Annotated in this window: 21 protein-coding genes and 1 pseudogene; 9 read left to right on the top strand and 13 right to left on the bottom strand. The window is 70.9% G+C overall.

Annotation, left to right across the window (positions count from 1 at the left end; translation table 11 throughout):
- Positions 1 to 35: 35 nt before the first annotated feature.
- The 6 genes from VXC91_RS12370 to VXC91_RS12345 form a co-directional block, all read right to left on the bottom strand.
- The gene (locus tag VXC91_RS12370) at positions 36 to 1,808 is read right to left on the bottom strand and encodes an IucA/IucC family protein (RefSeq protein WP_329507188.1); all 1,773 of its coding nucleotides are present in this window, start codon (positions 1,806 to 1,808) and stop codon (positions 36 to 38) included.
- Positions 1,805 to 2,350, bottom strand: a complete 546-nt coding sequence (locus VXC91_RS12365) for a GNAT family N-acetyltransferase (protein WP_329507187.1) — start codon at positions 2,348 to 2,350, stop codon at positions 1,805 to 1,807. The genes VXC91_RS12370 and VXC91_RS12365 overlap by 4 nt, the downstream gene beginning before the upstream one ends.
- Positions 2,347 to 3,624, bottom strand: coding sequence for a lysine N(6)-hydroxylase/L-ornithine N(5)-oxygenase family protein (locus VXC91_RS12360; RefSeq protein ID WP_329507186.1), 1,278 nt, complete (start codon positions 3,622 to 3,624; stop codon positions 2,347 to 2,349). The genes VXC91_RS12365 and VXC91_RS12360 overlap by 4 nt, the downstream gene beginning before the upstream one ends.
- Complete coding sequence (gene desA, locus VXC91_RS12355; RefSeq protein ID WP_329507185.1) at positions 3,608 to 5,050, bottom strand: lysine decarboxylase DesA; 1,443 nt, start codon at positions 5,048 to 5,050, stop codon at positions 3,608 to 3,610. The genes VXC91_RS12360 and desA overlap by 17 nt, the downstream gene beginning before the upstream one ends.
- Before the next feature lie 109 nt (positions 5,051 to 5,159).
- On the bottom strand, positions 5,160 to 6,032 hold the full coding sequence (locus VXC91_RS12350) for a siderophore-interacting protein (RefSeq protein ID WP_329507184.1): 873 nt from the start codon (positions 6,030 to 6,032) through the stop codon (positions 5,160 to 5,162).
- Between the two features lie 47 nt (positions 6,033 to 6,079).
- Complete coding sequence (locus VXC91_RS12345) at positions 6,080 to 7,129, bottom strand: ABC transporter substrate-binding protein (protein WP_329507183.1); 1,050 nt, start codon at positions 7,127 to 7,129, stop codon at positions 6,080 to 6,082.
- A 256-nt stretch (positions 7,130 to 7,385) separates the two neighbouring features.
- On the opposite strand from VXC91_RS12345, the gene VXC91_RS12340 reads away from it, so the two are divergent.
- Positions 7,386 to 7,856 carry a hypothetical protein gene (locus tag VXC91_RS12340; RefSeq protein WP_329507182.1) on the top strand — a complete coding sequence of 157 codons (471 nt, stop codon included), beginning with the start codon at positions 7,386 to 7,388 and terminating at the stop codon, positions 7,854 to 7,856.
- A gap of 2 nt (positions 7,857 to 7,858) precedes the next feature.
- Here the strand turns inward: VXC91_RS12340 and VXC91_RS12335 are convergent, their stop codons facing one another.
- Genes VXC91_RS12335 through VXC91_RS12320 form a run of 4 tightly spaced genes read right to left on the bottom strand, consistent with a single transcriptional unit; the run spans position 7,859 to position 13,535 of the window.
- Positions 7,859 to 9,019: an acyl-CoA dehydrogenase family protein gene (locus VXC91_RS12335; protein ID WP_329507181.1), complete on the bottom strand. Its 1,161-nt coding sequence runs from the start codon at positions 9,017 to 9,019 to the stop codon at positions 7,859 to 7,861.
- A gap of 6 nt (positions 9,020 to 9,025) precedes the next feature.
- Complete coding sequence (locus VXC91_RS12330; RefSeq protein WP_329507219.1) at positions 9,026 to 9,943, bottom strand: hydroxymethylglutaryl-CoA lyase; 918 nt, start codon at positions 9,941 to 9,943, stop codon at positions 9,026 to 9,028.
- A 17-nt stretch (positions 9,944 to 9,960) separates the two neighbouring features.
- Entirely contained in the window at positions 9,961 to 11,910 is a 1,950-nt protein-coding gene (locus VXC91_RS12325) for an acetyl-CoA carboxylase biotin carboxylase subunit (RefSeq protein WP_329507180.1), read from the bottom strand.
- 8 nt (positions 11,911 to 11,918) lie between these two features.
- Complete coding sequence (locus VXC91_RS12320; protein ID WP_329507179.1) at positions 11,919 to 13,535, bottom strand: carboxyl transferase domain-containing protein; 1,617 nt, start codon at positions 13,533 to 13,535, stop codon at positions 11,919 to 11,921.
- Positions 13,536 to 13,621: 86 nt separating this feature from the next.
- Here VXC91_RS12320 and VXC91_RS12315 point away from each other — a divergent pair, with 86 nt between their 5' ends.
- The 3 genes from VXC91_RS12315 to VXC91_RS12305 all read left to right on the top strand — a co-directional run bounded on the left by VXC91_RS12315 (position 13,622) and on the right by VXC91_RS12305 (position 16,483).
- Positions 13,622 to 14,230 (top strand): SACE_7040 family transcriptional regulator, encoded by a 609-nt coding sequence (locus VXC91_RS12315; RefSeq protein ID WP_329507178.1) that lies wholly within the window; start codon positions 13,622 to 13,624, stop codon positions 14,228 to 14,230.
- Positions 14,231 to 14,423: 193 nt separating this feature from the next.
- Positions 14,424 to 15,581, top strand: coding sequence for an acyl-CoA dehydrogenase family protein (locus tag VXC91_RS12310; protein ID WP_329507218.1), 1,158 nt, complete (start codon positions 14,424 to 14,426; stop codon positions 15,579 to 15,581).
- A gap of 35 nt (positions 15,582 to 15,616) precedes the next feature.
- Positions 15,617 to 16,483, top strand: a complete 867-nt coding sequence (locus VXC91_RS12305; RefSeq protein WP_329507177.1) for an acyl-CoA thioesterase — start codon at positions 15,617 to 15,619, stop codon at positions 16,481 to 16,483.
- Positions 16,484 to 16,587: 104 nt separating this feature from the next.
- Here VXC91_RS12305 and VXC91_RS12300 read toward each other — a convergent pair whose 3' ends face one another.
- The 3 genes and pseudogenes from VXC91_RS12300 to VXC91_RS12290 all read right to left on the bottom strand — a co-directional run bounded on the left by VXC91_RS12300 (position 16,588) and on the right by VXC91_RS12290 (position 19,417).
- Complete coding sequence (locus VXC91_RS12300; protein WP_329507176.1) at positions 16,588 to 17,376, bottom strand: phosphatase; 789 nt, start codon at positions 17,374 to 17,376, stop codon at positions 16,588 to 16,590.
- Between the two features lie 87 nt (positions 17,377 to 17,463).
- Positions 17,464 to 19,091 (bottom strand): annotated as a pseudogene (locus VXC91_RS12295) (PucR family transcriptional regulator ligand-binding domain-containing protein).
- A gap of 119 nt (positions 19,092 to 19,210) precedes the next feature.
- Positions 19,211 to 19,417: a hypothetical protein gene (locus tag VXC91_RS12290; RefSeq protein ID WP_329507175.1), complete on the bottom strand. Its 207-nt coding sequence runs from the start codon at positions 19,415 to 19,417 to the stop codon at positions 19,211 to 19,213.
- 35 nt (positions 19,418 to 19,452) lie between these two features.
- Between VXC91_RS12290 and speB the strand changes: the two genes are divergently transcribed.
- The 5 genes from speB to VXC91_RS12265 form a co-directional block, all read left to right on the top strand.
- Positions 19,453 to 20,460 carry an agmatinase gene (gene speB / locus VXC91_RS12285; RefSeq protein WP_329507174.1) on the top strand — a complete coding sequence of 336 codons (1,008 nt, stop codon included), beginning with the start codon at positions 19,453 to 19,455 and terminating at the stop codon, positions 20,458 to 20,460.
- A complete protein-coding gene (locus VXC91_RS12280) occupies positions 20,457 to 22,193 on the top strand; it encodes a thiamine pyrophosphate-binding protein (RefSeq protein WP_329507173.1) in 1,737 nt (578 codons plus the stop codon). The genes speB and VXC91_RS12280 overlap by 4 nt, the downstream gene beginning before the upstream one ends.
- Before the next feature lie 173 nt (positions 22,194 to 22,366).
- Complete coding sequence (locus tag VXC91_RS12275; RefSeq protein ID WP_329507172.1) at positions 22,367 to 23,326, top strand: serine hydrolase; 960 nt, start codon at positions 22,367 to 22,369, stop codon at positions 23,324 to 23,326.
- A gap of 41 nt (positions 23,327 to 23,367) precedes the next feature.
- Positions 23,368 to 23,889, top strand: coding sequence for an SdiA-regulated/phytase-like domain-containing protein (locus VXC91_RS12270; protein WP_329507171.1), 522 nt, complete (start codon positions 23,368 to 23,370; stop codon positions 23,887 to 23,889).
- Positions 23,890 to 23,965: 76 nt separating this feature from the next.
- Positions 23,966 to 25,612 (top strand): ABC transporter ATP-binding protein (locus tag VXC91_RS12265; RefSeq protein WP_408057373.1); only part of this gene is annotated, 1,647 nt, incomplete at its 3' end.

Raw genomic sequence — 25,612 nt, 5'->3', positions numbered from 1 at the left:
GTACACCGGGGTGCCCGCCCGTCCGTGTGGGCCTGTCACAGCCCCGCGATCGGGTTCCTCAGGTTCCCGACCAGCTGGAGCGCCGCAGAGGGATCGGCCAGGTCCACCATCTGCCGGTTGTCGCGCAGCTGGAGCCGGTTGAGGCAGGACAGCGCGAACTCCGGGGCGAACATGTCGTACTTCCGGAACCTGCCGGCGAGCTGAGGGTTGGCGTCCTGGTACTCGTGGACCACCTCGGCGACCGTCCGCCAGAAGTCCTCCTCCTCCAGCACGCCCTCGGCGGCGAGATGGGCCGCGACGAAGCGGAGGAAGCAGTCGAAGACGTCCGTGAAGATCGACAACAGCTTCTGGTCCTCCGGGACGTCGACGCGGATCCGCGCGACCTCCGGGGGCAGCACCGCGTCCGGGTCCATCACCGCGATCTCCTCGGCTATGTCCTTGAAGATGGCGCGCTGCACGACACCGTCCTTCAGGACCAGGATGACGTTCTCGCCGTGCGGCATGAAGACCAGGTCGTAGGCGTAGAAGCTGTGCAGCAGCGGGGTGAGGTACGCCCGCAGATACCGGCGCAGCCACTGGGTCGGCACGAGCCCCGAGCGCTCGATCAGCGCACCCGCGAAGGACGCCCCTTCGTGGTCGACATGGGCGAGGGAGGCCATGGTCGCCAGGGTCTCGCCCGTCTCGAGCGAGGCGACCGGGCTCTCGCGCCACAGGGCGGCGAGCATCTTGCGGTACGGGGAGTGGCGGTCGGTGGCGGCCTCGTACTCGAGGTGGCGGTAGCCGACGGCCGCCCGCTCGCGAATGATCGTGAGGCTGGTCGACTTCAGCACCGGGTCGCCCCCGACGAGCCCCTCCAGCCAGTCGTTGATCGCCGGGGTCGCCTCCATGTATGCGGCCGAGAGCCCGCGCATGAAGCCCATGTTCAGGACGGACAGGGCCGTCTTCACATAGTGCTTCTCCGGGTTGCTCGTGTTGAAGAAGGTCCGGATGGACTGCTGAGCAAAGTACGCGTCGTCGCCCTCGCCGAGGCAGACGAGGTGACGCCGGGCGACCTCGGCGGCGAAGGTGACCGTGAGCTTGTTCCACCACTGCCACGGGTGGACCGGTATGAGGAGGTAGTCGTCCGGGTCGAGGCCTTGGTCGGTGAGCTGCCGGTGGAAGCGCTCGACCGTCGCGGCCCCCAGCTCCTGCCGCAGGAACGACGCGTACTCGATGCCCACGCCGGCCGTGAACGCCGCCCGTGAGCGGTGCGCGGCCAGCCACACCAGCCGGACGGGGCTCGCGGTCTCGGGCGCGTAGGACAGGTACTCGTGGATGCCGAAGCCGAGCCGCCCGTTGTTGGCGACGAAGCAGGGGTGGCCCTCGGTCATCCCGGTCTCGATGTCCTGGAACCCGCTCGCTGCCAGTTCGGCGGCGGTGACCTGCGGCTTGGCGAGTTTGTAGCAGATGCCGGAGAGGGTGGAGGAGATTTCCTCCAGGTAGACCGGGAGCACCTCGTCGCTCAGCCCGAGGGATTGCCGCAGCTCGATGAAGAAGTCCGGTGCCGCGAGCGGGAGTTCGGCGCCCTCACGGTCGCGGGTGATGGAAGCGGGGTCGACCTGCCAGTGGTCGAGGGCGCGGATGGTCGCCGTGAACCGGTAACGGGTGCGTCCGTCGTCGCCGCGGACGACGTAACGGCTGTGGGGCTCCGGCTCGGGGGTGATCAGGCGCTCGTGCGCGAACTCGGCGAGCGCCTTGCGCACGAGGAGGCGGTTGGCCTCCTCCCAGCGCCCGGGGGAGAGGTGGGAGACCGCGTCGGCGAGGGTCATGCCGCCCCCGCCCTCTCGAACTGCTCACGGGTGCAGAAACTGAGCAGCGCCGTCTTCTCCGGCTTCTTGATCTCGCGCCCGGGCACGAACCCGACGGCGGCGTTCAGGGCGTGCACGGCCGTGTTGCGGACGTCGGGTTCGACGACGACGCGCGCGGTCGCCGGGTCGTCGAACAGGTGCCGCATCACGGCGGTGATGACGGCCCGGGTGAATCCGTGTACCGGCGTCTCGGCCGGCGCGACCAGGAAGTGCATGCCGACGTCGCCGGGCCGGGGCTCGTACAGACCGACCAGCTCCCGGTGGGCCGGGTCGTACCTCTCCAGGAGGAAGGCGGGCTCGCCGTCGCGCAGACCGAGGAGAGCGTCCTGGTGCTCATCGGCCGCGATCTCCATGTAGGCGCGCTCGACGTCCTCGAGCCTGGCCTCCTGCATCATCCAGAAGGCCGCCTTGGGGTGCGTGACCCAGCCGTGCAGAAGCTCGGCGTCCTGCACGGGGTTGAGGGGGCGGAAGGTGAAGGTGCCGAGGATGGTGGTCGTGCTCATGCCGCGAACTCCTGGAAGGCGATGGACTTCTCGACGGGGTAGTACTCGCTGCCGAGCAGCTCCCGGATGATGTACGCGTTCCGGTAGGGGCCCATGCCCAGATCGGGACTGGTGATGCTGTGCGTGTGGACCCCGGCGTTCTGGAGGAAGACGCCGCGGCCCGTGGTGTCGATGGAGTAGTTGCGGGCCACGTCGAAGTTGCCGTGTTCGTCGTAGCGCAGGCGGTCGCGAACGGGCTTGAGGAACTCCGGCTCGGTGTACTTGTAGCCGGTGGCGAGGATCAGGCCCTGGGAGCGCAGCTCGAAGTCCTTCTCCTGTTCCTCCTGACGGAAGCCGAGGGTGTATGTGCCGTCCTCGTAACGGGCCCTGAAAAGCGCCGAGTTGGCCAGAAGCCGGGTGGGGACCGGGCCGTCGAGGTTCTTCTGGTACAGCAGGTCGAAGATCTCGTCGATCAGCTCGCCGTCGATCCCCTTGAACAGTCCCTTCTGCTGCTCGGTGAGGCGGTAGCGGGTCCGCTCGGGCAGCGCGTGGAAGTAGTCGATGTACTCGGGGGAGGTCATCTCCAGCGTGAGCTTGGTGTACTCCAGCGGGAAGAAACGCGGCGAGCGGGTGACCCAGTTCAGCTGGTAGCCGTGGACGTCGATCTCGGAGAGCAAATCATGGTAGATCTCGGCGGCGGACTGCCCGCTGCCCACCAGGGTGATCGACTCCTTGGCCTGGAGCCGGTGCTTGTGGTCCAGATAGCGGGAGTTGTGGATGAGGTCGCCGGCGAGGTTGCGGCAGGCCTCCGGGATGTACGGAGGGGTGCCCGTGCCGAGGACCAGATGGCGTGCCCGGTACCTGCCGGCCGTCTGCGTGCGGACGACGTACACCTCGTCCTCGTACGTCACCTCGGTCACCGTGGTGCCGAAGCGGACGTTGCTCAGCTTCGAGGCGGCCCAGCGGCAGTAGTCGTCGTACTCGACGCGCAGGGGGTAGAAGTTCTCGCGGATGTAGAACGCGTACAGGCGGCCCTGCTGCTTCAGGTAGTTGAGGAACGCGTACGGCGAGGTCGGGTCGGCCAGGGTGACCAGGTCCGACATGAACGGGGTCTGGAGGTGGGCGCCGTCCAGGAACATGCCCGAGTGCCATTCGAACGTGGGCTTCGACTCCAGGAAGACGCCGTCCAGTCCGGCGATGGGCTCGGTGAGGCAGGCGAGACCGAGGTTGAAGGGGCCGAGTCCGATCCCCACGAAGTCGTACGTCTTGTCGGTGGCTTCAGGAAGCACGGTCAAGGGACTCTCCCAGGTACTGCTCGGCGTGGCCGGCGATCCGATCGAGGACAGCGGAGATGTCGTCCGCCGTCGTCTCAGGGTTGAGCAGGGTGAACTTCAGGTAGTGGCGCCCGCCGACCTCGGTGCCGGCGACCACGGCGTCGCCGGAGGCGAACAGGGCCTTGCGGGCGTACAGGTTGGCGCGGTCGATCTCGGCGGGGTCGGTGACGGCCGCCGGGACGTGGCGAAAGACCAGGGTCGACAACTGCGGCCGGACCACGACGTCGAAGCGCGGGTCGGCGGCCAGCAGCCTCCAGCCTTCCTGAGCCCGCTCGCAGACCTCGTCGAAGAGCTGTCCGACGCCGTCGGCGCCCATCGTGCGCAGGGTCAGCCACAGCTTGAGGGCGTCGAAGCGGCGGGTGGTCTGGAGGGACTTGTCGACCTGGTTGGGGATGCGCTCCTGAACCATGCGGCGGGGGTTGAGGTACTCCGCGTGATAGGTCGCGTGGCGCAGGACGGCGGCGTCCCGGACCAGCACGGCGGACGAACTCACCGGCTGGAAGAAGGACTTGTGGTAGTCGACGGTGACCGAGTCGGCGCACTCGATGCCGGCGAGTCGGTCCCGGTGCCTGAGGGAGGCGAGCAGCCCGCAGCCGTAGGCCGCGTCCACATGCAGCCACACTCCCGACCGCGCGCACAGCTCGGCGATTTCGGGCAGCGGGTCGATGGAGCCGAAGTCGGTGGTGCCGGCCGTCGCGACGACGGCCATCGGGACAAGGCCGTCCCGGGCGCAGCGCTCCAGCTCGCGGGCGAGGGCCACGGTCTGCATGCGCTTGTCGTGGCCGACGGGGACGGAGACCACCGCGTCGGGGCCCAGGCCGAGCAGTTTCGCCGACTTCCTCACGCTGAAGTGGCTGACCTCGGAGGCGAAGACCCTCAGTCGGTCGAGCCTGTCGGTCTTGGCCTCCTCGCGGGCCAGGAACAGCGCCTGGAGGTTGGACTGGGTGCCGCCGGAGGTGAACACGCCGTCGGCGGCGGCGCCGAGACCGAGGCGTTCGGCGGTCCAGTCGATGAGCCTGCGCTCGATGAGGGTGCCGCCGGCCGACTGGTCCCAGGTGTCGAGGGAGGAGTTGACGGCGGACAGGACGGCCTCGCCGAGGACGGCCGGGATGACGACCGGGCAGTTGAGGTGGGCGAGGTAGCGGGGGTGGTGGAAGTAGATCGCGTCGCGGAGGTAGACCTCCTCCAGCTCGTCCAGGACGGCTGAGGTGTCGTGCAGCGGGCGGTCCAGGTCGATCCGGTCGATGCAGGGGGCGAGGGCATCGACCGTGACGCCGGTGAACGGACGGTCGGTGGCGGCGAGTGTGGCGGCCACCCGCTCGACTCCTTCGGTCACGGAGCGGTGGTAGTGCTCCGCGGTCAGGTCATTGAGCAGGTGCGAGCGCATGTGGGGCCTCCCGGTGGGGACAGTCCGTGCGGGGTGGGGAAGGGATCTAACTTAGGTTAGCCTAACTTAAGTTAGATCTCGGAGTTCGCCGCTCCTCCCATGACCGCAGTCACTCCTCCGCGCGCAGCTGATCCTCGCTCAGACCGTGCCGCCAGTAGCCGGCAAAGGTGACGCGGCGGCGGTCGATCCCGCGTTCGCCGACGAAATGCCGCCGTAGCTCCTTGATCTGGCCGGATTCGCCCGCGATCCAGACGTACGGGGCACCTGCCTCGGGGAGTCCGGCGTCGCGCAGAGCGGCGAGGCCCAGGGCGACGGGGGCACCGTCCACGTACTCGGGGCGGTGGGAGGCGCTGTGCACGAGCCAGATGATCTCGGCGTCGGCCCGTGTCACCACTTCCTGGACGTCATCGGCGTGCCCGGCCTCCAGCCAGGCGTGGACGCGAGTGCCCGGGGGCAGGCGTTCGAGGATCGCTGTGGCGGCGGGCACGGCGCTCTGGTCGGCCCAGAGCGCGATCAGATCGGTGTCCTCGGGCGGACGGAAGCGGATCGCGCGGTTGTCCTCGACCGCCGGGCCGAGGAGGACGACGCGGTCTCCGGGGGCGGCCCGGGAGGCCCAGCGCGAGGCCGGGCCCGCCGGAACGGTCGCGCCCGGCTCCACGCCGTGCAGCACGAAGTCGATGTCGATCTCGTCGGGGTCGCGCCGCAGCGCCCGGAGCGTGTACGAACGCATCACCGCCCCTACGTCGTCGGGAAGTTCGCGCCAGCCCTGCCACCACCGGTCGCCGAGTTCGATCGGGACGGCGGGCTCGGACTGGCCGGGGTGCGGCAGGAAGAGGGAGAGACTCTGGTCGCGTCCGCCTGAGTGGAACGCGCGCAGGTCGTCCCCCGCGAAGGTGATCCGGACCAGAGACAGGCCGAGCCGCCTCGTCCGTACGATCTGGAGGGAGAAGAAACGGAACGGGGCGGCCACGGCCGTGGTCATACGGGCTCCTGAGGGTCAGAGCTCCTGGAAGTCAGGAAACGGCTGGGTCAGCTGACCTTCTTCGCCGTCTCGATCGCCTTGGCGAGGTCCTCGAGCAGCGGGGCGCACTTGTCGTACGACAGGATGGGCTCGGGATTGCGGGCGATGACCTGACCCGCCTTGACCGCGGGGAGCTTCTTCCAGGTGGCCTCGGTGATGTCGGGGGGCTGGATGGCCGAGGTGCGGTTGTCCATCATGATGACGTCGGCCTTGTACTTGTCGACGTTCTCCCAGCTGAGGTTCTCGTACCAGCCGCCGCTCGCCTTGAGCACGGACGGGGACGGCTCGACGAAGTCCACTCCGAGCGCCTTGAAGTACTCCAGGTCGATGGAGAGGTTCGAGCCGGAGACGTAGAAGACGTCCTGGCTCGCGGAACCCGCCAGCACCTTGATGTCGGGCCTGGCCTTGGTCGCCGCGCGCAGCCGGGCGGCCGCGTCCTCGAAGCGCTTCCTGGCCTGGGTGATCTTCGCGCTTGTGGTGTCCGCGCCGAGCGACTTCGCGAACTCGAGCATGCGCTGCAGGGGGTCGGTCATCTGGCGGTCGTGGACGGAGATCCCGACGCTGGGGACGCCGACGGCGAGGATCTTCTTCTTGGACTCCTCCGGGACGTACCACAGGGTCCCGGCGCGGTCGAACATCGTGGAGACGAGCAGATCGGGGGTGAGGGCCGCGTACTTCTCGATGTTGAACTGGCCCCATTCGTTGCCGAGGACGGTGACCTTGCTGATGTCGAGGTCGCCGGCCTGGACGTCGGCCTTGCCGTCCTTGGTCCTCGTCGGCCCGAAGACGCCCTTCACGTCGATGCCGTAGTCGTGCAGCGCGGCGGCGACGCCCACGAAGGCGACGACGCTCGACGGAGCCTTGTCCGCCTTCGCGGTCTGGCCGCGGTCGTCCTTGAAGGACCAGGGACCGGACTTGACCGCGGCCGTCCCGCCGTCCGATGCGCTGCTTTTCTCCTTGTCGTCGCCGCAGGCCGCGAGCACGGCACCGAGGCCCAGGGCGCCGCCTGCGGCGAGGATGCCGCGGCGGGAAAGGCGGGTGGCACGGGCGTTGGACATGAGTGTGGCTGCCTTCGAACGGGGCGGAGTGTCCGCCGGGCCAATTCGAAGGTAGGTTAGCCTAACCTCACTAATTGTCCAGCCGGGGGGTGGAGCGGGGGTGTCGTCGCGTGGCTTCCTCGTGCCCGAGTCGGAGGACAGCGGCATATGCCACAGGTTCCGGAGGATGCCCTTGGCTCGCCCTCGTTCATCGGGTGTTTTCTTGAATCCCCCCTTTCTTCGGGGCCGGGTCAACCCGAACGGCGAACTGGTACGCATGCGGGGTTGGCCCCTGACAGAGATTGAGCGGCACGACGGCATCGCCGCACACGAGCACCGGCCCGGCGGCTGGCGGATCGGCCGGTACCCGGGCCCGGAACTCGCGGACGACGGCCCGGCGCTGCTCGCCGAACTGGCCGAGGAGACCGGGGCGCCGGCGCTGACCGGCTTCGTGCTGGACAGCGACGCCGTCTTCGTCGAGGGCCTCTCTGCGCGGGCCGGCCACTGGCGGGCCCGCCTCGTACGGGAGGCCGCCGAGGCCTACTGCGAGGACGACGACGAGGACTTCGACGCCGAGTTCCCGCGCCCGGAGGCGGCCGCGCGCACCGCGGCCGCCTGGGCGAAGGAGGCAGGCCTCGCCCCCGACCCGTCCGGCCTCCTCGAGGTCTTCGCCGTGGAGGGCGCCGCCTTCGCGGAAGAGCTGTTCTTCCGTCTCCTGTGCGAACTGGGGATCAGGCCGGAGGACTGACCTCAGCCCGCCAGCCCCAGCTCCCTGGCGATCAGCATCCGCTGGACCTCGCTCGTACCCTCGCCGATCTCCAGGATCTTGGAGTCCCGCCACATGCGGGCCACCGGGTACTCGTTCATGAAGCCGTAGCCGCCGTGGATCTGGGTGGCGTCGCGGGCGTTGTCGACGGCGACCGTGGACGAGTAGAGCTTCGCCAGGGCCGCCTCCTTCTTGAAGGGGTCCCCGGAGACGAGGCGGGAGGCGGCGTCGCGCCAGGCCAGGCGGGCCGTGTGGGCCTTCATCTCCATGTCGGCGATCTTGAACTGGATCGCCTGGTAGGCACCGATCGAGCGGCCGAAGGCGTGGCGCTCCTTCGCGTACTTCACCGACTCGTCCACACAGCCCTGGGCCAGGCCTGTTGCCAGGGCCGAGATGGCGACGCGGCCCTCGTCCAGGATCCGCAGGAACTGGGCGTAGCCGCGGCCCGCCTCGCCGAGCAGGTTCGCGGCGGGCACGCGGACGTCCATGAAGGACAGCTCACGGGTGTCCGAGGCGTTCCAGCCGACCTTGGAGTACGGCGCCGCCACCGTGAAGCCGGGCGTGCCGGACGGGACGATGATCGAGGAGATCTGCGGGCGGCCGTCCTGAGCGCGGCCGGTGACCGCCGTGACCGTCACCAGGCTGGTGATGTCCGTGCCCGAGTTGGTGATGAAGCACTTCGTGCCGTTGATCACCCATTCGTTCGTCTCGGTGTCCAGCCGGGCCGTGGTGCGCGTCGAGCCCGCGTCCGTACCGCCGTCCGGTTCGGTCAGGCCGAAGGCGCCCAGGATCTCGCCGGAGCACAGGCGCGGCAGCCACTCCTGCTTCTGGGCCTCCGTGCCGAAGCGGTACACCGGCATGGCGCCCAGCGAGACGCCGGCCTCCAGGGTGATGGCCACCGAGGAGTCCACCCGGGCGAGTTCCTCCAGCGCGATTCCCAGTGCCAGGTAGTCGCCGCCCATGCCGCCGTACTCCTCAGGGAACGGCAGCCCGAACAGGCCCATGCGGCCCATCTCGCGGACGATCTCGTACGGGAACTCGTGGCGCTCGTAGAAGTCACCGATCTTGGGCGCTACGACGTCGTGAGCGAACTCCTCGACCGTGCGCCGGAGTTCCTCCAGTTCAGGGGAGAGGTGGTGGTCCATGGGGGTTCACTCCTTGTGGGAGAGGGCTCGGACGGTGCGGGACGGGCTGGGCCGGTCCAGGTGCGCGGCCATCCACACGCTCGTGGCGGTGAGCCGGCCGAGGTCGACCCCGGTGTCGATACCGAGGCCCTGAAGCATCCACACGAGGTCTTCGGTGGCGAGGTTTCCGGTGGCGGACTTCGCGTACGGGCAGCCGCCGAGGCCACCGGCGGACGCGTCGACGGTGGTCACACCGTGCTGGAGCGCGGCCAGGGTGTTGGCGAGCGCCTGGCCGTAGGTGTCGTGGAAGTGCACACCGATCGCGCTGGTCGGCACACCCTCCTCGTTCAGTTCCGAGAGCAGGTCCAAGACGTGGCCGGGCGTCGCCACCCCGATCGTGTCGCCCAGGCTCAGCTCGTCGCAGCCCATGTCCATGAGCGCCTTGCAGACGCGGACGACCTGGTGGATCGGGACGGCACCCTCCCAGGGATCTCCGAAGCACATCGACACATAGCCGCGGACGTGGACCTTCTGGGACTTCGCGCGCTCGACGACCGGCTCGAAGATCCCCAGGGACTCGTCCAGTGTGCGGTTGAGGTTGGCCTTCGCGAAGGACTCGGTGGCGCTCGCGAAGACGGCCACCCGGCGTACGCCCAGCGCGAGGGCGCGGTCCAGGCCGCGTTGGTTCGGCACGAGGACCGGGAGCGCCACCGGCAGGTCGCTCACGAGCGGGAACAACTGCTCCGCGTCCGCGAGTTGGGGCACCCACTTGGGGTGGACGAAGCTGGTGGCCTCGATGGTGGTCAGGCCCGCGTCGGCGAGCCGGCGGATGAACTCCGCCTTCACCTCCGTCGGGACCGTGCGTCCTTCGTTCTGCAGTCCGTCACGCGCGCCGACCTCGTGGATCCTGACCTTCGGGGGCAGGTCCTCGGACGGTACGACCATGGGCAGTCCCTGCGCGGTCACTTCTCCACCTCCCTGGCCATCTGGCCGTCCTCGTGGGGTGCGATCACAGCCAGCACCTGATCCATGGCGACCGTCGTGCCGGGGGTGACGTCGAGTTCGGCGACGGTCCCGGCGTGCGGGGCGGAGATGACGTGCTCCATCTTCATCGCCTCGACGACCAGCAGGCTCTGCCCGGCGGTCACCTCGTCCCCGACGGCCACCTTCACGACGGTCACCGTCCCCGGCATGGGCGCGGTCAGCGAGTCGGTGCCGGCCCGGGCGGCACCGGTGAGCGACGCGGCGACCGGGTCGTGGTCGCGCACGTGCCAGGCGTCGCCGTCGCGGCCCAGCCAGTCGGCGGCGCGGTGGAACGTGTGGCGTACGCCGTCCAGGACGACGGAAACCCCGTCCTCGGTGACCGTGTGGGTGCCCCGGAGGGCGTGCTCCACCGGTTCGAACACCCGCAGGGAGAAGACCACGGGCTTGGGCTCGCCCCCGAGGCGCCAGCCGCTCGGCACGGCGAACGGGTCGGTCCAGCCCTCGCCGCGCGGCCGCAGCGCGTCCAGACGGACGGCGGCAGCGGCCTCGTAGACCTCCTCCGGGACCTCCGTCGTGACGAGGCCGTCCACCTCCCGCTCCACCAGACCGGTGTCCAAATCGCCCGCCATGACGGCCGGATGGGCCAGCAGACGGCGCAGGAAGCCGGCGTTGGTCTGCACGCCCAGGGTGACGGTCCGCGCGAGGGCCGCACGCAGCTTGCGCAGCGCGGTCGCGCGGTCGGGGCCGTAGGCGATGACCTTCGAGAGCATCGGGTCGTACAGGCTGCCGACCTCGGTGCCCTCCGTCAGCCCGGAGTCGGTGCGCACCCCGTCACCCTGTGGTTCGTGCAGCGACAGCACCGTGCCGCCGGACGGGAGGAAGCCGCGGGCCGGGTCCTCGGCGCAGATACGGGCCTCGATGGCGTGCCCGGTGAGCGAGATGTCCCGCTGCCCGAAGGACAGGGGCTCGCCCGCCGCCACCCGCAGCTGCCACTCGACCAGGTCCAGGCCCGTGACCAGCTCGGTGACCGGGTGCTCGACCTGGAGGCGGGTGTTCATCTCCATGAAGTGGTAGGAGGAGGGGTCGTTGCCCGGCACGATGAACTCCACCGTGCCCGCGCCCTCGTACCCGCACGAGCGGGCCGCCTGGACGGCGGCCTCGCCCATTGCCGATCGTGTCGCCTCGTCGAGGAGCACGCTGGGCGCCTCCTCGATGATCTTCTGGTGGCGGCGCTGGAGCGAGCACTCGCGCTCGCCCAGGTGCACCACGTTCCCGTGGCCGTCCGCCAGGACCTGGATCTCGATGTGGCGCGGCCGGTCGATCCAGCGCTCGACGAGCAGCGTGTCGTCGCCGAAGGAGGCGCGGGCCTCACGACGGGCGGCGGCGATCTCCTCGTCCAGCCGCTCCGGCTCCCGCACCAGCCGCATGCCCTTGCCGCCACCGCCGGCCGACGGCTTGAGCAGCACGGGCACGCCGATCTCCCGGGCAGCTGCGGCCAGTTCGTCGTCCGTCAGGCCGCTGCCGCTCGATCCCGGGACGACCGGGACCCCGGCGGCCCGAACCGTCTCCTTGGCCCGGATCTTGTCGCCCATCAGGGAGATGGCCTCCGCGGGGGGCCCGATGAAGACGAACCCCGCCTCCGCGCACGCTCGCGCGAAGGCGGCGTTCTCCGCGAGGAAGCCGTACCCCGGGTGCACTGCCTGGGCGCCGGTCCGTGCGGCGGCCTCGAGCAGCCGCTCCACGGACAGATAGCTCTCGGCCGCGGGCGCCGCCCCGATCCGTACCGCCGTGTCGGCCTCCCGGACGTGCCGGGCGTCGGCGTCCGCGTCGGAGAAGACGGCCACCGAGCGCACCCCGAGAGACCGCAACGTGCGGATGACCCGGACGGCGATCTCGCCCCGGTTGGCCACAAGCACCGTGTCAAACATGGATCCCCTCACATCCGGAAGACGCCGAAGCCGGGCTCACCCAGCGGGGCGTTGGCACAGGCGGTCAAGGCCAGTCCCAGCACCTGCCGGGTCTCCATCGGGTCGATCACGCCGTCGTCCCAGAGGCGGGCCGTCGCGTAGTAGGCGTTCCCCTGACGCTCGTACTGCGCGCGGATCGGGGCCTTGAAGGCCTCCTCGTCCTCCAGCGGCCAGGACTCCCCGCGCGCCTGAAGCTGGTCGCGCTTGACGGTCGCGAGGACCGACGCGGCCTGTTCGCCGCCCATCACCGAGATCTTGGCGTTTGGCCACATCCACAGGAAGCGCGGTGAATACGCCCGGCCGCACATCGAGTAGTTGCCCGCGCCGAACGAGCCGCCGACGACGACCGTGAGCTTCGGCACGCGCGTACAGGCGACCGCCGTGACCATCTTGGCGCCGTGCTTGGCGATACCGCCCGCCTCGTAGTCCCGCCCGACCATGAAGCCGGAGATGTTCTGCAGGAACACCAGCGGGATGCCACGCTGGTCGCACAGCTCGATGAAGTGGGCGCCCTTCTGGGCGGACTCGGAGAACAGGATGCCGTTGTTGGCGACGATCCCGACCGGGTGGCCGTGGATCCGGGCGAAGCCGGTGACGAGGGTCTGCCCGAACTCCGCCTTGAACTCGGCGAAGCGCGATCCGTCCACCACGCGCGCGATGACCTCGCGCACGTCATAGGGGGTGCGGGAGTCGACCGGCACGGCGCCGTACAACCCGTACGGGTCCACCTTCGGCTCCACCGCAGGGACGACCTCCCAGGGCAGCGGACCGCGCGCGGGAAGGGTCGAGACGATGGTCCGCACGATTCGCAGCGCGTGCGCGTCGTCCTCCGCGAGGTGGTCTGTCACCCCCGACACCCGCGCGTGGACCTCGCCGCCGCCCAGCTCCTCCGCGGTCACCACCTCGCCGGTGGCCGCCTTCACCAGGGGTGGGCCGCCGAGGAAGATCGTGCCCTGGCTGCGCACGATGACGGCCTCGTCGCTCATCGCCGGGACGTACGCCCCGCCCGCCGTGCACGAGCCGAGGACGGCCGCGATCTGGGGAATGCCGGCGCCGGACATCCGCGCCTGGTTGTAGAAGATCCGCCCGAAGTGCTCGCGGTCGGGGAACACGTCGTCCTGCATGGGCAGGAAGGCGCCTCCGGAGTCGACGAGGTAGACGCAGGGGAGGCCGTTCTCGAGCGCCACCTCCTGCGCGCGCAGGTGCTTCTTCACCGTCATCGGGTAGTACGTGCCGCCCTTGACCGTGGCGTCGTTGGCGACGATCACACACTCACGGCCGCTGATCCGCCCGATCCCGGTGATCACCCCGGCGGCGGGCGCCTGCCCGTCGTACATCCCTTCGGCGGCGAGGGGCGCCAGCTCCAGGAAGGGCGACCCGGGATCCAGCAGGGTGTCCACACGGTCGCGCGGCAGCAGCTTGCCGCGTGCCGTATGGCGCGCGCGGGCCTTCTCGCCGCCGCCCAGCCGGGCGGTGGCCAGCTTCGCGCGCAGCTCCTCGCCGAGCGCGCGATGCGCCTCTTCATTGGCCCGCCAGGCCTCCGACGCGGGGTTGGCCGCGCTCGTCAGCTCCGGTGCCTCCAGCATCCTGCGGTCCCCTCACCTTGTTAATGAGCGTTAACGCATTTCCTTCAGGTTAACGAGCGCTAACCTCCCTGTCTAGAATCGATTTCATGGCCACGAGAACCGACGCCCCCACCCGTCGCGAGCAGATCCTCAAGGAGGCCGCGCGGCTGTTCGCCGAGCGCGGCTTCCACGGCGTCGGGGTCGACGAGATAGGAGCCGCGGTCGGCATCAGCGGACCCGGTCTGTACCGGCACTTCGCGGGCAAGGACGCGATGCTCGCCGAGCTGCTCGTGGGGATCAGCGGGCAGCTGCTGACCGGGGCCAGGCGGCGGGTCGCCGAGGCCGACGGGGAGCCCGCGGGGCGCGACCCCGGGAGGGTCCTCGACTCGCTGATCGAGGGGCACATCGACTTCGCGCTCGACGACCGTCCCCTGATCACCCTGCACGACCGTGAGCTGGACCGCCTCCGGGACACCGACCGCAAACTCGTGCGCCAGTTGCAGCGGCAGTACGTCGAGCTGTGGGTGGGGGTCGTCCGTGAGGTCTATCCGGACCTGGCCGAGCCGACTGCCCGCTCGGCCGTGCACTCGGTGTTCGGCCTGCTCAACTCGACACCGCACCTGGGGCGCCCGGGTTCGCTCCCGGGCCGCGGGGTGACGGCGGGGCTGCTGCACCGGATGGCGAGGGGGGCGTTCGCGGCGGCCGGGTCGGAGTGAGGAGGCTGCTCCGCAAGCGTGACGAGCGTTACGCATCGGCTGCTCTGGACGACCGTCGTGACCGGCCGGTAACGTGCTGCTGAGCAAGCGCTTAGCCAGGGGACGGCGATCACCGGTCGAAGGTCCCGGACGGCGGGCAGCCAGGTACGCGAGAGCGGCGCCGGTTCAGGCGCACAGAAGGGCGGTGGCGGCGGTGCGCCGTACGGTGTTCAACGAGGACCACGAGGCATTCCGGGAGACCCTGCGCGCCTTCATCGAGGCCGAGGTCGTTCCGGTCTACGACGAGTGGTTCGCCGCCGGCCAGGCGCCGCGCGAGTTCTACCACAAGCTCGCCGAGCTCGGTCTGTTCGGCATCAACGTGCCGGAGGAGTTCGGCGGCGCCGGCCTGGAGACGCACAAGTTCGAGGCGATCCAGTACGAGGAGACCGCCCGCGCGGGCGTCACCTTCGGCGGCTCGGGCGTGCACGTGCTGCTCGCTCTGCCCTACCTGAAGATGCTCGCCACCGACGAGCAGAAGAAGCGGTACCTCCCGAAGTTCGTCTCCGCCGAGGAGATGTGGGCCATCGCGATGACCGAGCCGGGTACCGGCTCCGATCTCGCGGGCATGAAGACCACCGCCAAGCTCTCCGAGGACGGTACGCACTACGTGCTCAACGGCGCCAAGACCTTCATCACCGGTGGCGTCCACGCCGACAGGGTCATCGTCTGCGCCCGCACCTCCGCGCCGACCGCCGAGGACCGCCGCCACGGCATCTCCCTGTTCGCGGTGGACACCAAGTCCGAGGGCTACTCGGTCGGCCGCAAGCTCGACAAGCTCGGTCTGAAGACCTCCGACACCGCCGAGCTGGCGTTCGTCGACGTGAAGGTCCCGGTCGAGGACCTGCTCGGCGAGGAGAACAAGGGCTTCTACTACCTGGGCGCCAACCTCCCGTCCGAGCGCTGGGGCATCGCCTTCGGCGCGTACGCGCAGGCCAAGGCGGCCGTCCGGTTCGCCCAGCAGTACGTGCAGGACCGCATCGTCTTCGGCAAGCCGGTCGCCCACTTCCAGAACACCAAGTTCGAGCTGGCCGCCTGCCAGGCCGAGGTGGACGCCGCCGAGGCGGTCGCCGACCGCGCCCTGGAGGCCCTGGACGCCGGTGAGCTGACCCCGGCCGAGGCCGCGTCCGCCAAGCTCTTCTGCACCGAGGTCGCGCATCGCGTCATCGACCGCTGCCTCCAGCTGCACGGTGGCTACGGCTACATGAACGAGTACCCGATCGCCCGTCTGTACGCCGACAACCGCGTCAACCGGATCTACGGCGGGACCAGCGAGATCATGAAGTCGATCATCGCCAAGGACATGGGCCTGTAAGGTCCCCGAAAAGATCGCCCGATACAACTGACCCCATGAGTCAGGCACTGCAGTCCCTGCTCGATCTGCTCGACCTGGAGCGGATCGAGCAGGACATCTTCCGTGGACAGTCCCGGTCCGCCGTCGTCCCGCGCGTCTTCGGCGGGCAGGTGGCGGCCCAGGCACTGGTCGCCGCAGGGCGGACGGTCCCCGCGGACCGGCCCGCCCACTCCCTGCACGCGTACTTCCTGCGTCCCGGGGACCCGGGGGCGCCCATCGTCTACGAGGTCGACCGCATCCGCGACGGCCGCTCCTTCACCACACGCCGGGTCGTCGCGGTGCAGCACGGCAAGCCGATCTTCCACCTCTCCGCGTCCTTCCAGACGCACGAGGACGGCCTGGACCATCAGGCCACGATGCCGCCCGCGCCCGACCCGGAGACGCTCCTCACCTCGCACGAGCGGATGCGCGACTACGGCCACCTCCCGTCCGACGTGGTGGAGCGACTTCTGGAGGCACGAGAGGCGGTCGATCTGCGCTACGTCGACGAGCCGCCGTACGGGAGGTTCGGCGAGCCGCGCGATCCGCACTCCCAGGTGTGGTTCCGCACCGAGGGCAAGCTCGACGACGATCCGCTGCTGCACGTCGTCCTCGCCACATACGTCTCCGACATGACGCTCCTCGACTCCGTCCTGCTTGCGCACGGACGCGGCGGCTGGGCCGTCGGCGACGTCGTCGGGGCCTCACTGGACCACGCGATGTGGTTCCACCGCCCGTTCCGGGCCGACGACTTGCTCCTGTACGACCAGGAGTCCCCTTCGGCGTACGGCGGGCGCGGGCTCGGCCAGGCCCGTATCTACACCCAGGACGGCCGGCTGGCCATCACGGTGATCCAGGAAGGCGTGGTCCGCGTCCCGCGGTGACGGTCGCCCGCGGATCGGGCCGGACACACCCTGGGCTCGCGGGTCCGAGGGTGTGTCCGTGACCGAACGCCGCGCCCCGGTCGCGACATGACCTTCCGGAGTGCTCAGGCCAGCCCCGCCGCGTTCAGCAGGTACGCCGTCAGCGGGTCGTAGTGGCGCGGGCTCGTCACATGGTCGTCGAGGGGGACCGTCACCTGGACGGTGCCCTCGGCCTCGGCGAGGAACAGGGCCGGGTCGTTGCAGTCGGCGTACCCGACGGAGTCGATCCCGGACTGGCCCGCGCGGCCCGCCCAGCCGTGGTCGGCGACCACCAGGTCCGGCAGCGGGCGGCCCTCGCGCTCCAGGCCCTTCAGGATCTCGCGCATCGGCTCGCCGGAGTGGGTGTGCCACAGGGTGGCTCCGTGCTCCAGGACGGCCACGTCGGCGAACTGCATGACGTAGCCCTCCTCCGTCTGCAACCCGCCCGGGATGACGACGATCTCGCAGCCCGCGGCGCGCAGCGCGGCGGCGGTGGTGCGGTGGACGTCGAGCAGCCCGCCGGGGTGACCGGTGGCGAACAGGACGCGCTGTTCCCCGTCGGCGGCCTTGCGCAGGCGTGCCGCGAGGCGTTCCAGGGCGTCGACGGTCAGTTCGGGATCGATGGTGTCCTGACCGTAGCGGTACTCGGGGTCGTCGTTGACGCCGCAGCGCTCCGCCATGACCGCGAGGACGTCCTGCTCGTCGTTCCAGCGGTCCTCGAGCTCCAGGCCGAGCCAGTAGTTGCGGTCGCCGTTCGCGAGCTTGCGGTAGTGGGAGAGGTTGTTCTCGCGGGGCGTGGCGACGTCGCCCGCGATACGGGTCCGTACGAGGTGGTCGACCAGTTCGGCGCGGCTGGGGATCGCGGGTATCGGCATGGCACCCATTCTGCCGGGCGCGGCGGCGGCCGGGGCCGGTGTCCCGCACCATGGGACGTGGGTCACTCGGGAAAGCGCCCCGGCTCGTCAGTCCCGCCCCACCCGCTTCAGCGCGAACCACAGTTCCATGCGTACGTCGGGATCGTCGAGGTTCACCCGCAGCAATGCCGTGCAGCGGGCGATGCGCTGGCGGACCGTGTTGCGGTGGGCCGAGAGCGCCACCGCCGTGCGGTCCCAGCTGCCGTGCAGAGAGAGCCAGGTGCGCAGGGTCTCGGTCAGCGCGGGGGCGCCCGACAGCGGCGCGAGCAGGGTGCGGGCGTGCAGTTCCGCCTGCGCGGGCGGGACCAGGTCGGACAGACCCGTGCGCTCGCCGTGGCGCACCAGCGGCGCCCGGGTGGCGCGGGCGCGGGCCAGTGCGCGGGAGGCCTGGGTGTCGGCGGCGGGCCAGTCGCGCGGGGCGACGGCGGCGCTGACGCCGAGGGTCCAGCCGGGCTGCGGGGCGGGTTCACGGTCGGCCGGGACGAGGACCCGGACGACACCGTCCGCGACGTCGACCAGTGCGGAGCCGAGGGCGGCGCCGAGCGCGGAGGCGGCCACCGAGTCCTGGGCGTCCGTTCCTCCCTCGCGGGGCCCTGGGCCCGAGGGCGCCCTGGCGTCCGCTCGAGCATGCACGACGAGCCATCGATCGGCCCCGAGCAGCGGCGCGACCGCCTCCGGCGCGGCTCCCAGCAGCAGCCGTACGAGCGCCGAGGACCGCGTCGCGTCGTGGCCGCTCTGGCGCTCGCCGGTCAGAAGGGAGAGGAGGACGGCGGCGACCGATGCGATGGTGTGGTCACCCGGGTCGCGGCGCGGCGACGCGACACCGAGCACGAAGCCCTGACCGGGCCCGAGGGCGTAGGCGGCGAGGTGGGTCGCGGCCACGGTGTCGGCGGCGGAGGACGGTGCGGGTCGCCCGGCCGGCTGCGGGCGGGCCGCCCCCGCGGGAGCGCCGGACGACACGGCCGGCCGCACGACCCGCGCCAGCTCCGCCAGAGCCTCCTGCGCCTCGGAGACCGGCTCCCGGCCCGCTGTCGCGATCTTCGCCCCGTCCGGTCCGTAGAGCGCCGACCAGCCGGTCAGCCGCTGGGCCAGCTGCCGCAGCACCGAGGGCACCGGCTCGGGGCGCGCCGCCGCCGCGGCCAGACTCCGCTGGGCCTCGGTGACCCGGCGCAGCTCGGCGAGGCGGGCCCGTGCCATCAGCTGCCACACCGCCCGGGCCACACCGGAGAAGGTCGTCTGCGGCGGCACCTCGAGGAGCGGCAGTCCGTGCCGGTCGCAGGCGGCCACCAGTGCCCGCGGCACCGTGTCGTGCACGGGCGCAAGTCCGAAACCGAGCGCCGCGCCGCCCGCCGCCACGATCCGGGAGACATAGTCGTCGAAATACTCCCCAGCCCCGCCACGGGCCGTCCGTGGGCGCCCTCATGCGGGCCCGCGGTCTCCGGGACGTGCACACCCGCCGTCAACAGCAGCTCGCCGCCCAGCAGATACGGATAGGGATCCGCCATCTCGGAGGTGTGTGCCCAGTGGATCACGGTGCCCGGGTCCCTCGGCCCCGCGATCTGCCGCAGGGCCAGGTCCTCCCTGGCGAGCAGGGCGGAGAGCGGCACCGGTGGGGTCGGCGGCACCGCCGGTGCCGAGGGCGGCACGGTGTCCGGCATGGTGGACGGTTCCTCCATCACGCTCCGTTCGAGTAGATGAAACGTACACTTCAGAGTCGCTTTCCGGCCACCTAGGGTCGGTCCAGACCGGCAGCCGTGGGTACGGGGCGGATGTCCCCCGCGAGCCGTTGCCGTCCTCACCGGTCGAGCCGACAGCCGACCGCGTCCCCGAGACCCACGAAGCCGACGGACGAGGCCGTGCCGGCCACCTGGCGCGAGCGGCTCGCGGGCCGTGGCGCGACCACCGCGGACGAGCCCGCGGTGGTGGGCGTCCAGCCCCAATGCTTCGGCTCGGCAGCCGCGTGGCTGCCGAGCCGGGCGGGCCCCTTGGGGGTCCGTGACACTGGAGGAAACTCGCATGACCTGGAGGGGTCCGACGATGAGCAGCACCGAGAACACCGCAGCAGGCGACAGCCGGCCCCGCGGCCCCGTCGACTCGTCCCGCATTCCGCGGTATGCGGGCCCCGCGACCTTCGCCCGGCTGCCCCGCCTCGACGAGGTCGGCACCGCCGACGTCGCGGTGGTCGGTGTGCCCTTCGACTCGGGCGTCTCCTACCGGCCCGGCGCCCGCTTCGGCGGCAATGCGATCCGTGAGGCGTCCCGTCTGCTGCGCCCGTACAACCCGGCGCAGGGCGCCTCTCCCTTCGCGCTCGCCCAGGTCGCGGACGGCGGCGACATCGCGGTGAACCCGTTCAACATCAACGAGGCGGTGGAGACCATCGAGGCCGCTGCCGACGAACTGCTCGGCACGGGCGCCCATCTGATGACGCTCGGCGGCGACCACACCATCGCGCTGCCGCTGCTGCGCTCGGTGGCGAAGAAGCACGGCCCGGTGGCCCTGCTGCACTTCGACGCCCACCTCGACACCTGGGACACCTACTTCGGCGCCGAGTACACGCACGGCACCCCGTTCCGCCGCGCCGTCGAGGAGGGCATCCTCGACACCTCCGCGCTCTCCCACGTCGGCACCCGCGGCCCGCTGTACGGCGAGCAGGACCTCACCGACGACGAGAAGATGGGCTTCGGCATCGTCACGTCCGCCGACATCTACCGGCGCGGCGCGGACGAGGTCGCCGACCAGCTCCGTCAGCGCATCGGCGACCGCCCGCTGTACATCTCCATCGACATCGACTGCCTCGACCCGGCGCACGCCCCCGGCACCGGCACCCCCGAGGCCGGCGGTATGACCTCGCGTGAGCTGCTGGAGATCCTGCGCGGCCTTGCCTCCTGCAACCTTGTCTCGGCCGACGTGGTCGAGGTGGCGCCCGCGTACGACCACGCGGAGATCACGTCGGTGGCCGCGTCCCACACCGCGTACGAGCTGACGACCCTCATGACCCGCCGGATCGCGGCGGCCCGTGCCGGTGAGGGGGCCGAGACCAAGTGACCCACGACCACGAGCTGGTCCTGCGTCCGACGGCGGCGCAGACGGAGGCCGCGCTCAGCCCTCCCACCCGTCACCCGACCACCACCCCTCATGGAGGCGCTGCGCGCCACGTGATGACCGGCCGCAACGGCGGGGACCTGGTCGTGGAGACGCTGGCAGGGCTGGGCGCCACGACGGTCTTCGGCCTGCCCGGCCAGCACGCCCTCGGCATGTTCGACGCGCTCCGGCGCTCCGCGCTGCGGTACGTCGGGCTGCGGGTCGAGAACAACGCGGGCTTCGCGGCGGACGCGTACGGCCGGATCACGGGCGAGGCCGCCCCGCTCCTGGTGTCCACCGGCCCGGGCGCGCTGACCTCCCTGGCCGCCCTCCAGGAGGCGGCGGCCGCCTCGGCCCCGGTCCTGGCGATCAGCAGCCAGATCCCGACCGCGGGTCTGGGCGGTGGCCGCCACGGGTATCTGCACGAACTCCCCGACCAGGCCGCCTCCTTCCGGGGCGTGGTCAAGTCCGTGCACACGGTCCGCACCCCGTCGCAGATCCCGTCGTCGATCGCGGCGGCGTGGAAGTCCGCGCTGACGGCCCCGCACGGGCCGGTGTGGGTGGAGATCCCGCAGGACGTGCTCCTCGCGGAGACGAGCCTGCCGGTGGTCACGGCGGTGGACGCGACCCCTGACGAACTGGTGCCGCGCCCCGAACTGACCGCGGTCGCCGCCGACCTGCTCTCCCGCGCCGAGCGCCCGGCGATCATCGCGGGCGGGGGAGTGGTCCGGGCGGACGCCACCGGCAAGCTCCTCCGGCTCGCCGAGAAGCTGAACGCCCCCGTGGTCACCACCTTCGGCGGCAAGGGAGCGTTCCCCTGGAAGCACCCTCTGTCCCTCCAGTCCTGGCTCGAGGACCGCCACACCACGGACTTCCTCGAGGACGCGGACGTGCTGCTGGTGGTCGGCTCGGGTCTTGGCGAACTGTCGTCGAACTACCACACGTTCACGCCGCGCGGCCGAGTGGTCCAGATCGAGGCCGACCTCGGCAAACTGGAGTCCAACCACCCCGCCCTCGGCATCCACGCGGACGCGCGCCTGGCGTTGCAGGCGCTGCTGGAGACGGTGGCCGACCGGCAGGACGAGACGGCACCGGAGCGGGTACGAACGCTGCTGGCGAAGGTCGGTGACCGTATCGCGTCCCAGGAACTCGCCCTGGAGCAGGACGTGCTGGCCTCGGTGCGCCGCGCCCTGCCGTCCGGTTCACCGTCCTTCTGGGACATGACGATCCTGGCCTACTGGGCGTGGTCGGCCTTCGACCCGCGGGGGACGAACACCATGCACTCGGCGCAGGGCGCGGGCGGCCTCGGCTACGGCTTCCCGGCCGCACTCGGCGCCGCCGTGGCGGACCCGACGCGGCCGGTCCTCGCGGTCTCGGGCGACGGGGGCGCGCTGTACTCCATCGCCGAGCTGGCGACGGCACGGCAGTACGACCTCGACGTCACCTGGCTGATCGTCGACGACGGTGGCTACGGCATCCTGCGCGAGTACATGACGGACGCCTTCGGCCAGACCACGGCGACCGAGCTGACGCGCCCGGACTATGTGGCCCTCGCCGAGTCGTTCGGCGTCCCGGGGGTGCGGACGTCCCCCGAGACGCTGGAGAGCGACCTGGCGAAGGCACTGACCGCGCCGGGCCCGTCGGTCGTCGTGCTTCCGGCGGTGCTGCGCATGTTCGCGCCAACGCATCTGGCCTGATCGCGCGCCCGGCTCCGGCCCGGGACCCGGGGCGCCGCCTCCCGAGGCGGCGCTCGCGTGCGCATCCTCCGGGGCCAGGGTGATGCCTCGTACAACCTTTCACCCATGCCTGTGCGTCATGGAGTCGGACGTGCCCGGGCACGTCCACTCCACACAAGGGGATGGGGACTTCCATGACACATCGGATGTCCCGGCGTACCCGTGTGCTCTGCGCGAGCCTCGGTGCCGGGATGCTCATACCGCTCGTGGCCGCCACCGCGCCCGCCGCTGCCTCCCCCAAGCGCTCGACTTCGCTCGAGCAGGGGGCACCCCCACCGCCGGCGGTCAGCTGCACCTCGGGCAAGGCGGGCCTGGCCGCCAAACTGCAGAAGGACATCACCGCGGCGCTCTCCGGCCGCAAGGGGACCGTGGCGGTCGGCCTCTACGACCGCTCCACCGGCACCATCTGCTCGCTGCGCAGCACCAGTGCCTACGACTCGGCCAGCGTCGTCAAGGTGACCGTGCTCGCCACGCTGCTGTGGGACGCCAAGAAGCACAATCGCTATCTGACCGGCCGCGAGGTCAGCCTCACCACGGCGATGATCACCAAGTCGGACAACAATGCGACCAGCGCGCTGTGGAAACAGCTCGGCCTGACCAAGATCAAGGGCTTCCTCGCCGCGGCCGGGATGACCCGGACCAGGCCGGGCGCGAACGGTTACTGGGGCCTGACCCAGATCAACGTGCAGGACGAGCAGAAGCTGCTCAAGCTCATCACCGCCAAGAACTCGGTGCTCAGCGACAACTCCCGCGCGTACATCCTGAAGCTGATGGGGAAGGTCGTCTCCTCGCAGCGCTGGGGCACCCCGGCGGGCGCGCCCTCGGGCGTCTCCGTGCACGTCAAGAACGGCTGGCTGCCGCGTGCGACGCACGGCTGGCGCATCCACAGTGTCGGCACGTTCAACGGGCGCGGCCACGACTACATGATCACCGTGCTCACCCAGGACAACAGCACCATGAGCTACGGAGTCACCACCATCCAGAACGTGGCCAAGGCCATCCACAAGGATCTGGTGCCGACGACCGTCACCACGAAGGCGTACGTGCCCACGAGCCGGCCGCAGGAGGCCATGCCGGCGGTCCCCGAGAGCTGACACGGTCCGACTCCCCGTGATTCACGGGGGAGTCCATCCCCGTGCCGCGCGCCTCGCCCTACGGCGGCGGCATGCGGCTGGGAATCCTGCTCGCCACCTTAACCGCCACCCCGGCGGCGGCCGCCTCGCCGGCCGCCGCCGGGCCCTTTTCCAGCGGGACCGCCACGGCCACCCGCGCGTGCTCCTCCCACGTCGACATGGAGAGCGTCTCCGACGCCCGCGACAAGACGACGTACGAGGGCACCTTCGTCGGCAACTTTCCCGCGCTCTCCGTCGACCGCGACGGTCGGACAGCCGCACTCTCCGACTGCTCGTCGCTCTTCACCCTCGGCCGGGGCAGCCTGAAGCCCACGAGTGTGGTGAACCTCACCGGCGAGAAGGGCGCCGGATTCGACACCGAGGGCCTGTTCGTCGACCGCGACGGCACCAGGCTCGTCACACCGTGCCCGGAGCCGTGCGACGTTGCGCTCCGGCAGCCCGGACGAGGTCGTGGTACTCGGCCGGAGACGTCACCGACACCCGAACGCGAACGGGCCCGGCCCGGGATTGTTGCGGAGGGATGAAATCCGTCCCGGTCCGCGTTGGTCCATTGCGGAAGATCAGGACGATCTCAGACGGCAGGAAGGGTGCGGCGTGGCAGTGCACGAGGGGGAGCAACGCGGCTGGGCGCTGCGGCTCGCGGGGTACGCGTGGCGTCACCCGAAGGACGTCGTCCTGGCACTCGGGTCCTCCCTCGGCGGCATGGCCGTCCTGGCGGTCGTCCCACTGGTCACCAAGGTGATCATCGACGACGTGGTCGGGGCCCGCACCCGGTCCATGGCGCCCTGGGCCGGCGCCCTCGTCGGTGCGGCCGTCCTCGTCTACCTCCTGACCTACATCCGCCGCTACTACGGCGGACGGCTCGCCCTCGACGTCCAGCACGACCTGCGGACGGAGATGTACGGGACGATCACCCGGCTGGACGGCCGGCGTCAGGACGCCCTGTCCACCGGACAGGTCGTCGGCCGCGCCACCAGCGACCTGCAGCTGATCCAGGGACTCCTCTTCATGCTCCCGATGACCATCGGGAACCTCCTGCTCTTTCTGATCTCCCTGGCGATCATGGCGTGGCTGTCACTGCCGCTGACCCTGGTCGCGCTGGCCGTCGCGCCGGCCCTGTGGTTCGTCGCCAAACGCAGCCGCACCCGGTTGCATCCGGCCACCTGGTACGCGCAGGCCCAGGCCGCCGCCGTGGCGGGCGTGGTCGACGGCGCCGTCAGCGGCGTACGCGTGGTGAAGGGCTTCGGTCAGGAGGAGCAGGAGACCGGAAAGCTCCGGCAGGTCGGGCGCCGGCTCTTCGCGGGCCGGATGCGCACCATCCGCCTGAACGCCGTCTACACCCCGGCGCTCCAGGCGGTGCCCGCCCTCGGCCAGGTCGCCATGCTGGCCCTCGGTGGCTGGCTCGCGGTGCGCGGGCACATCACGCTCGGCACTTTCGTCGCCTTCTCCTCCTACCTCGCCCAGCTCGTCGGCCCGGTGCGCATGCTGGCCGTCGTCCTCACCGTCGGCCAGCAGGCCCGCGCGGGCGCCGAGCGCGTCCTGGAGCTGATCGACACCGAGCCGTCGCTGGAGGACGGCACCAAGGAGCTGCCCGCCGACGCTCCGGCGACCGTCGAGTTCGACGATGTCTCCTTCGCCTACCACGACGGGCGGCCGGTCCTCGACGGGCTCTCCTTCGAGATCCGCCCCGGTGAGACCCTCGCCGTCGTCGGCTCCTCCGGCTCCGGCAAGTCCACGGTCTCGCTGCTCCTCCCGCGCTTCTACGACGTGACGCACGGGGCCGTCCTTGTCGGCGGCCACGACGTGCGCGAGCTGGCGCTCGAGTCGCTGCGCGCCGCGATCGGCCTGGTCCCCGAGGACTCGTTCCTGTTCTCGGACACGGTCCGCAACAACATCGCCTACGGCCGTCCCGACGCGACCGACGAGCAGATCGCGCAGGCCGCGCGCGCCGCCCAGGCCGACCGCTTCATCGCCGAGCTGCCCCAGGGGTACGCGACCAAGGTGGGCGAGCACGGCCTGACCCTCTCCGGCGGCCAGCGCCAGCGCATCGCCCTCGCCCGCGCGATCCTGACCGACCCTCGCCTGCTGGTCCTCGATGACGCGACCTCCGCGGTGGACGCCCGTGTGGAGCACGAGATCCACGAGGCGCTCAAGCAGGTCATGCAGGGCCGGACGACGCTGCTGATCGCCCACCGGCGCTCCACCCTCAATCTCGCCGACCGCATCGCCGTCCTCGACGGGGGCCGC

The sequence above is a fragment of the Streptomyces chiangmaiensis genome (assembly GCF_036281785.1).
Classification (GTDB): domain Bacteria; phylum Actinomycetota; class Actinomycetes; order Streptomycetales; family Streptomycetaceae; genus Streptomyces; species Streptomyces chiangmaiensis.
The sequence above is the reverse complement of the archived record's forward strand: the minus strand, read 5'-3'. Positions and strand labels throughout refer to the sequence as shown.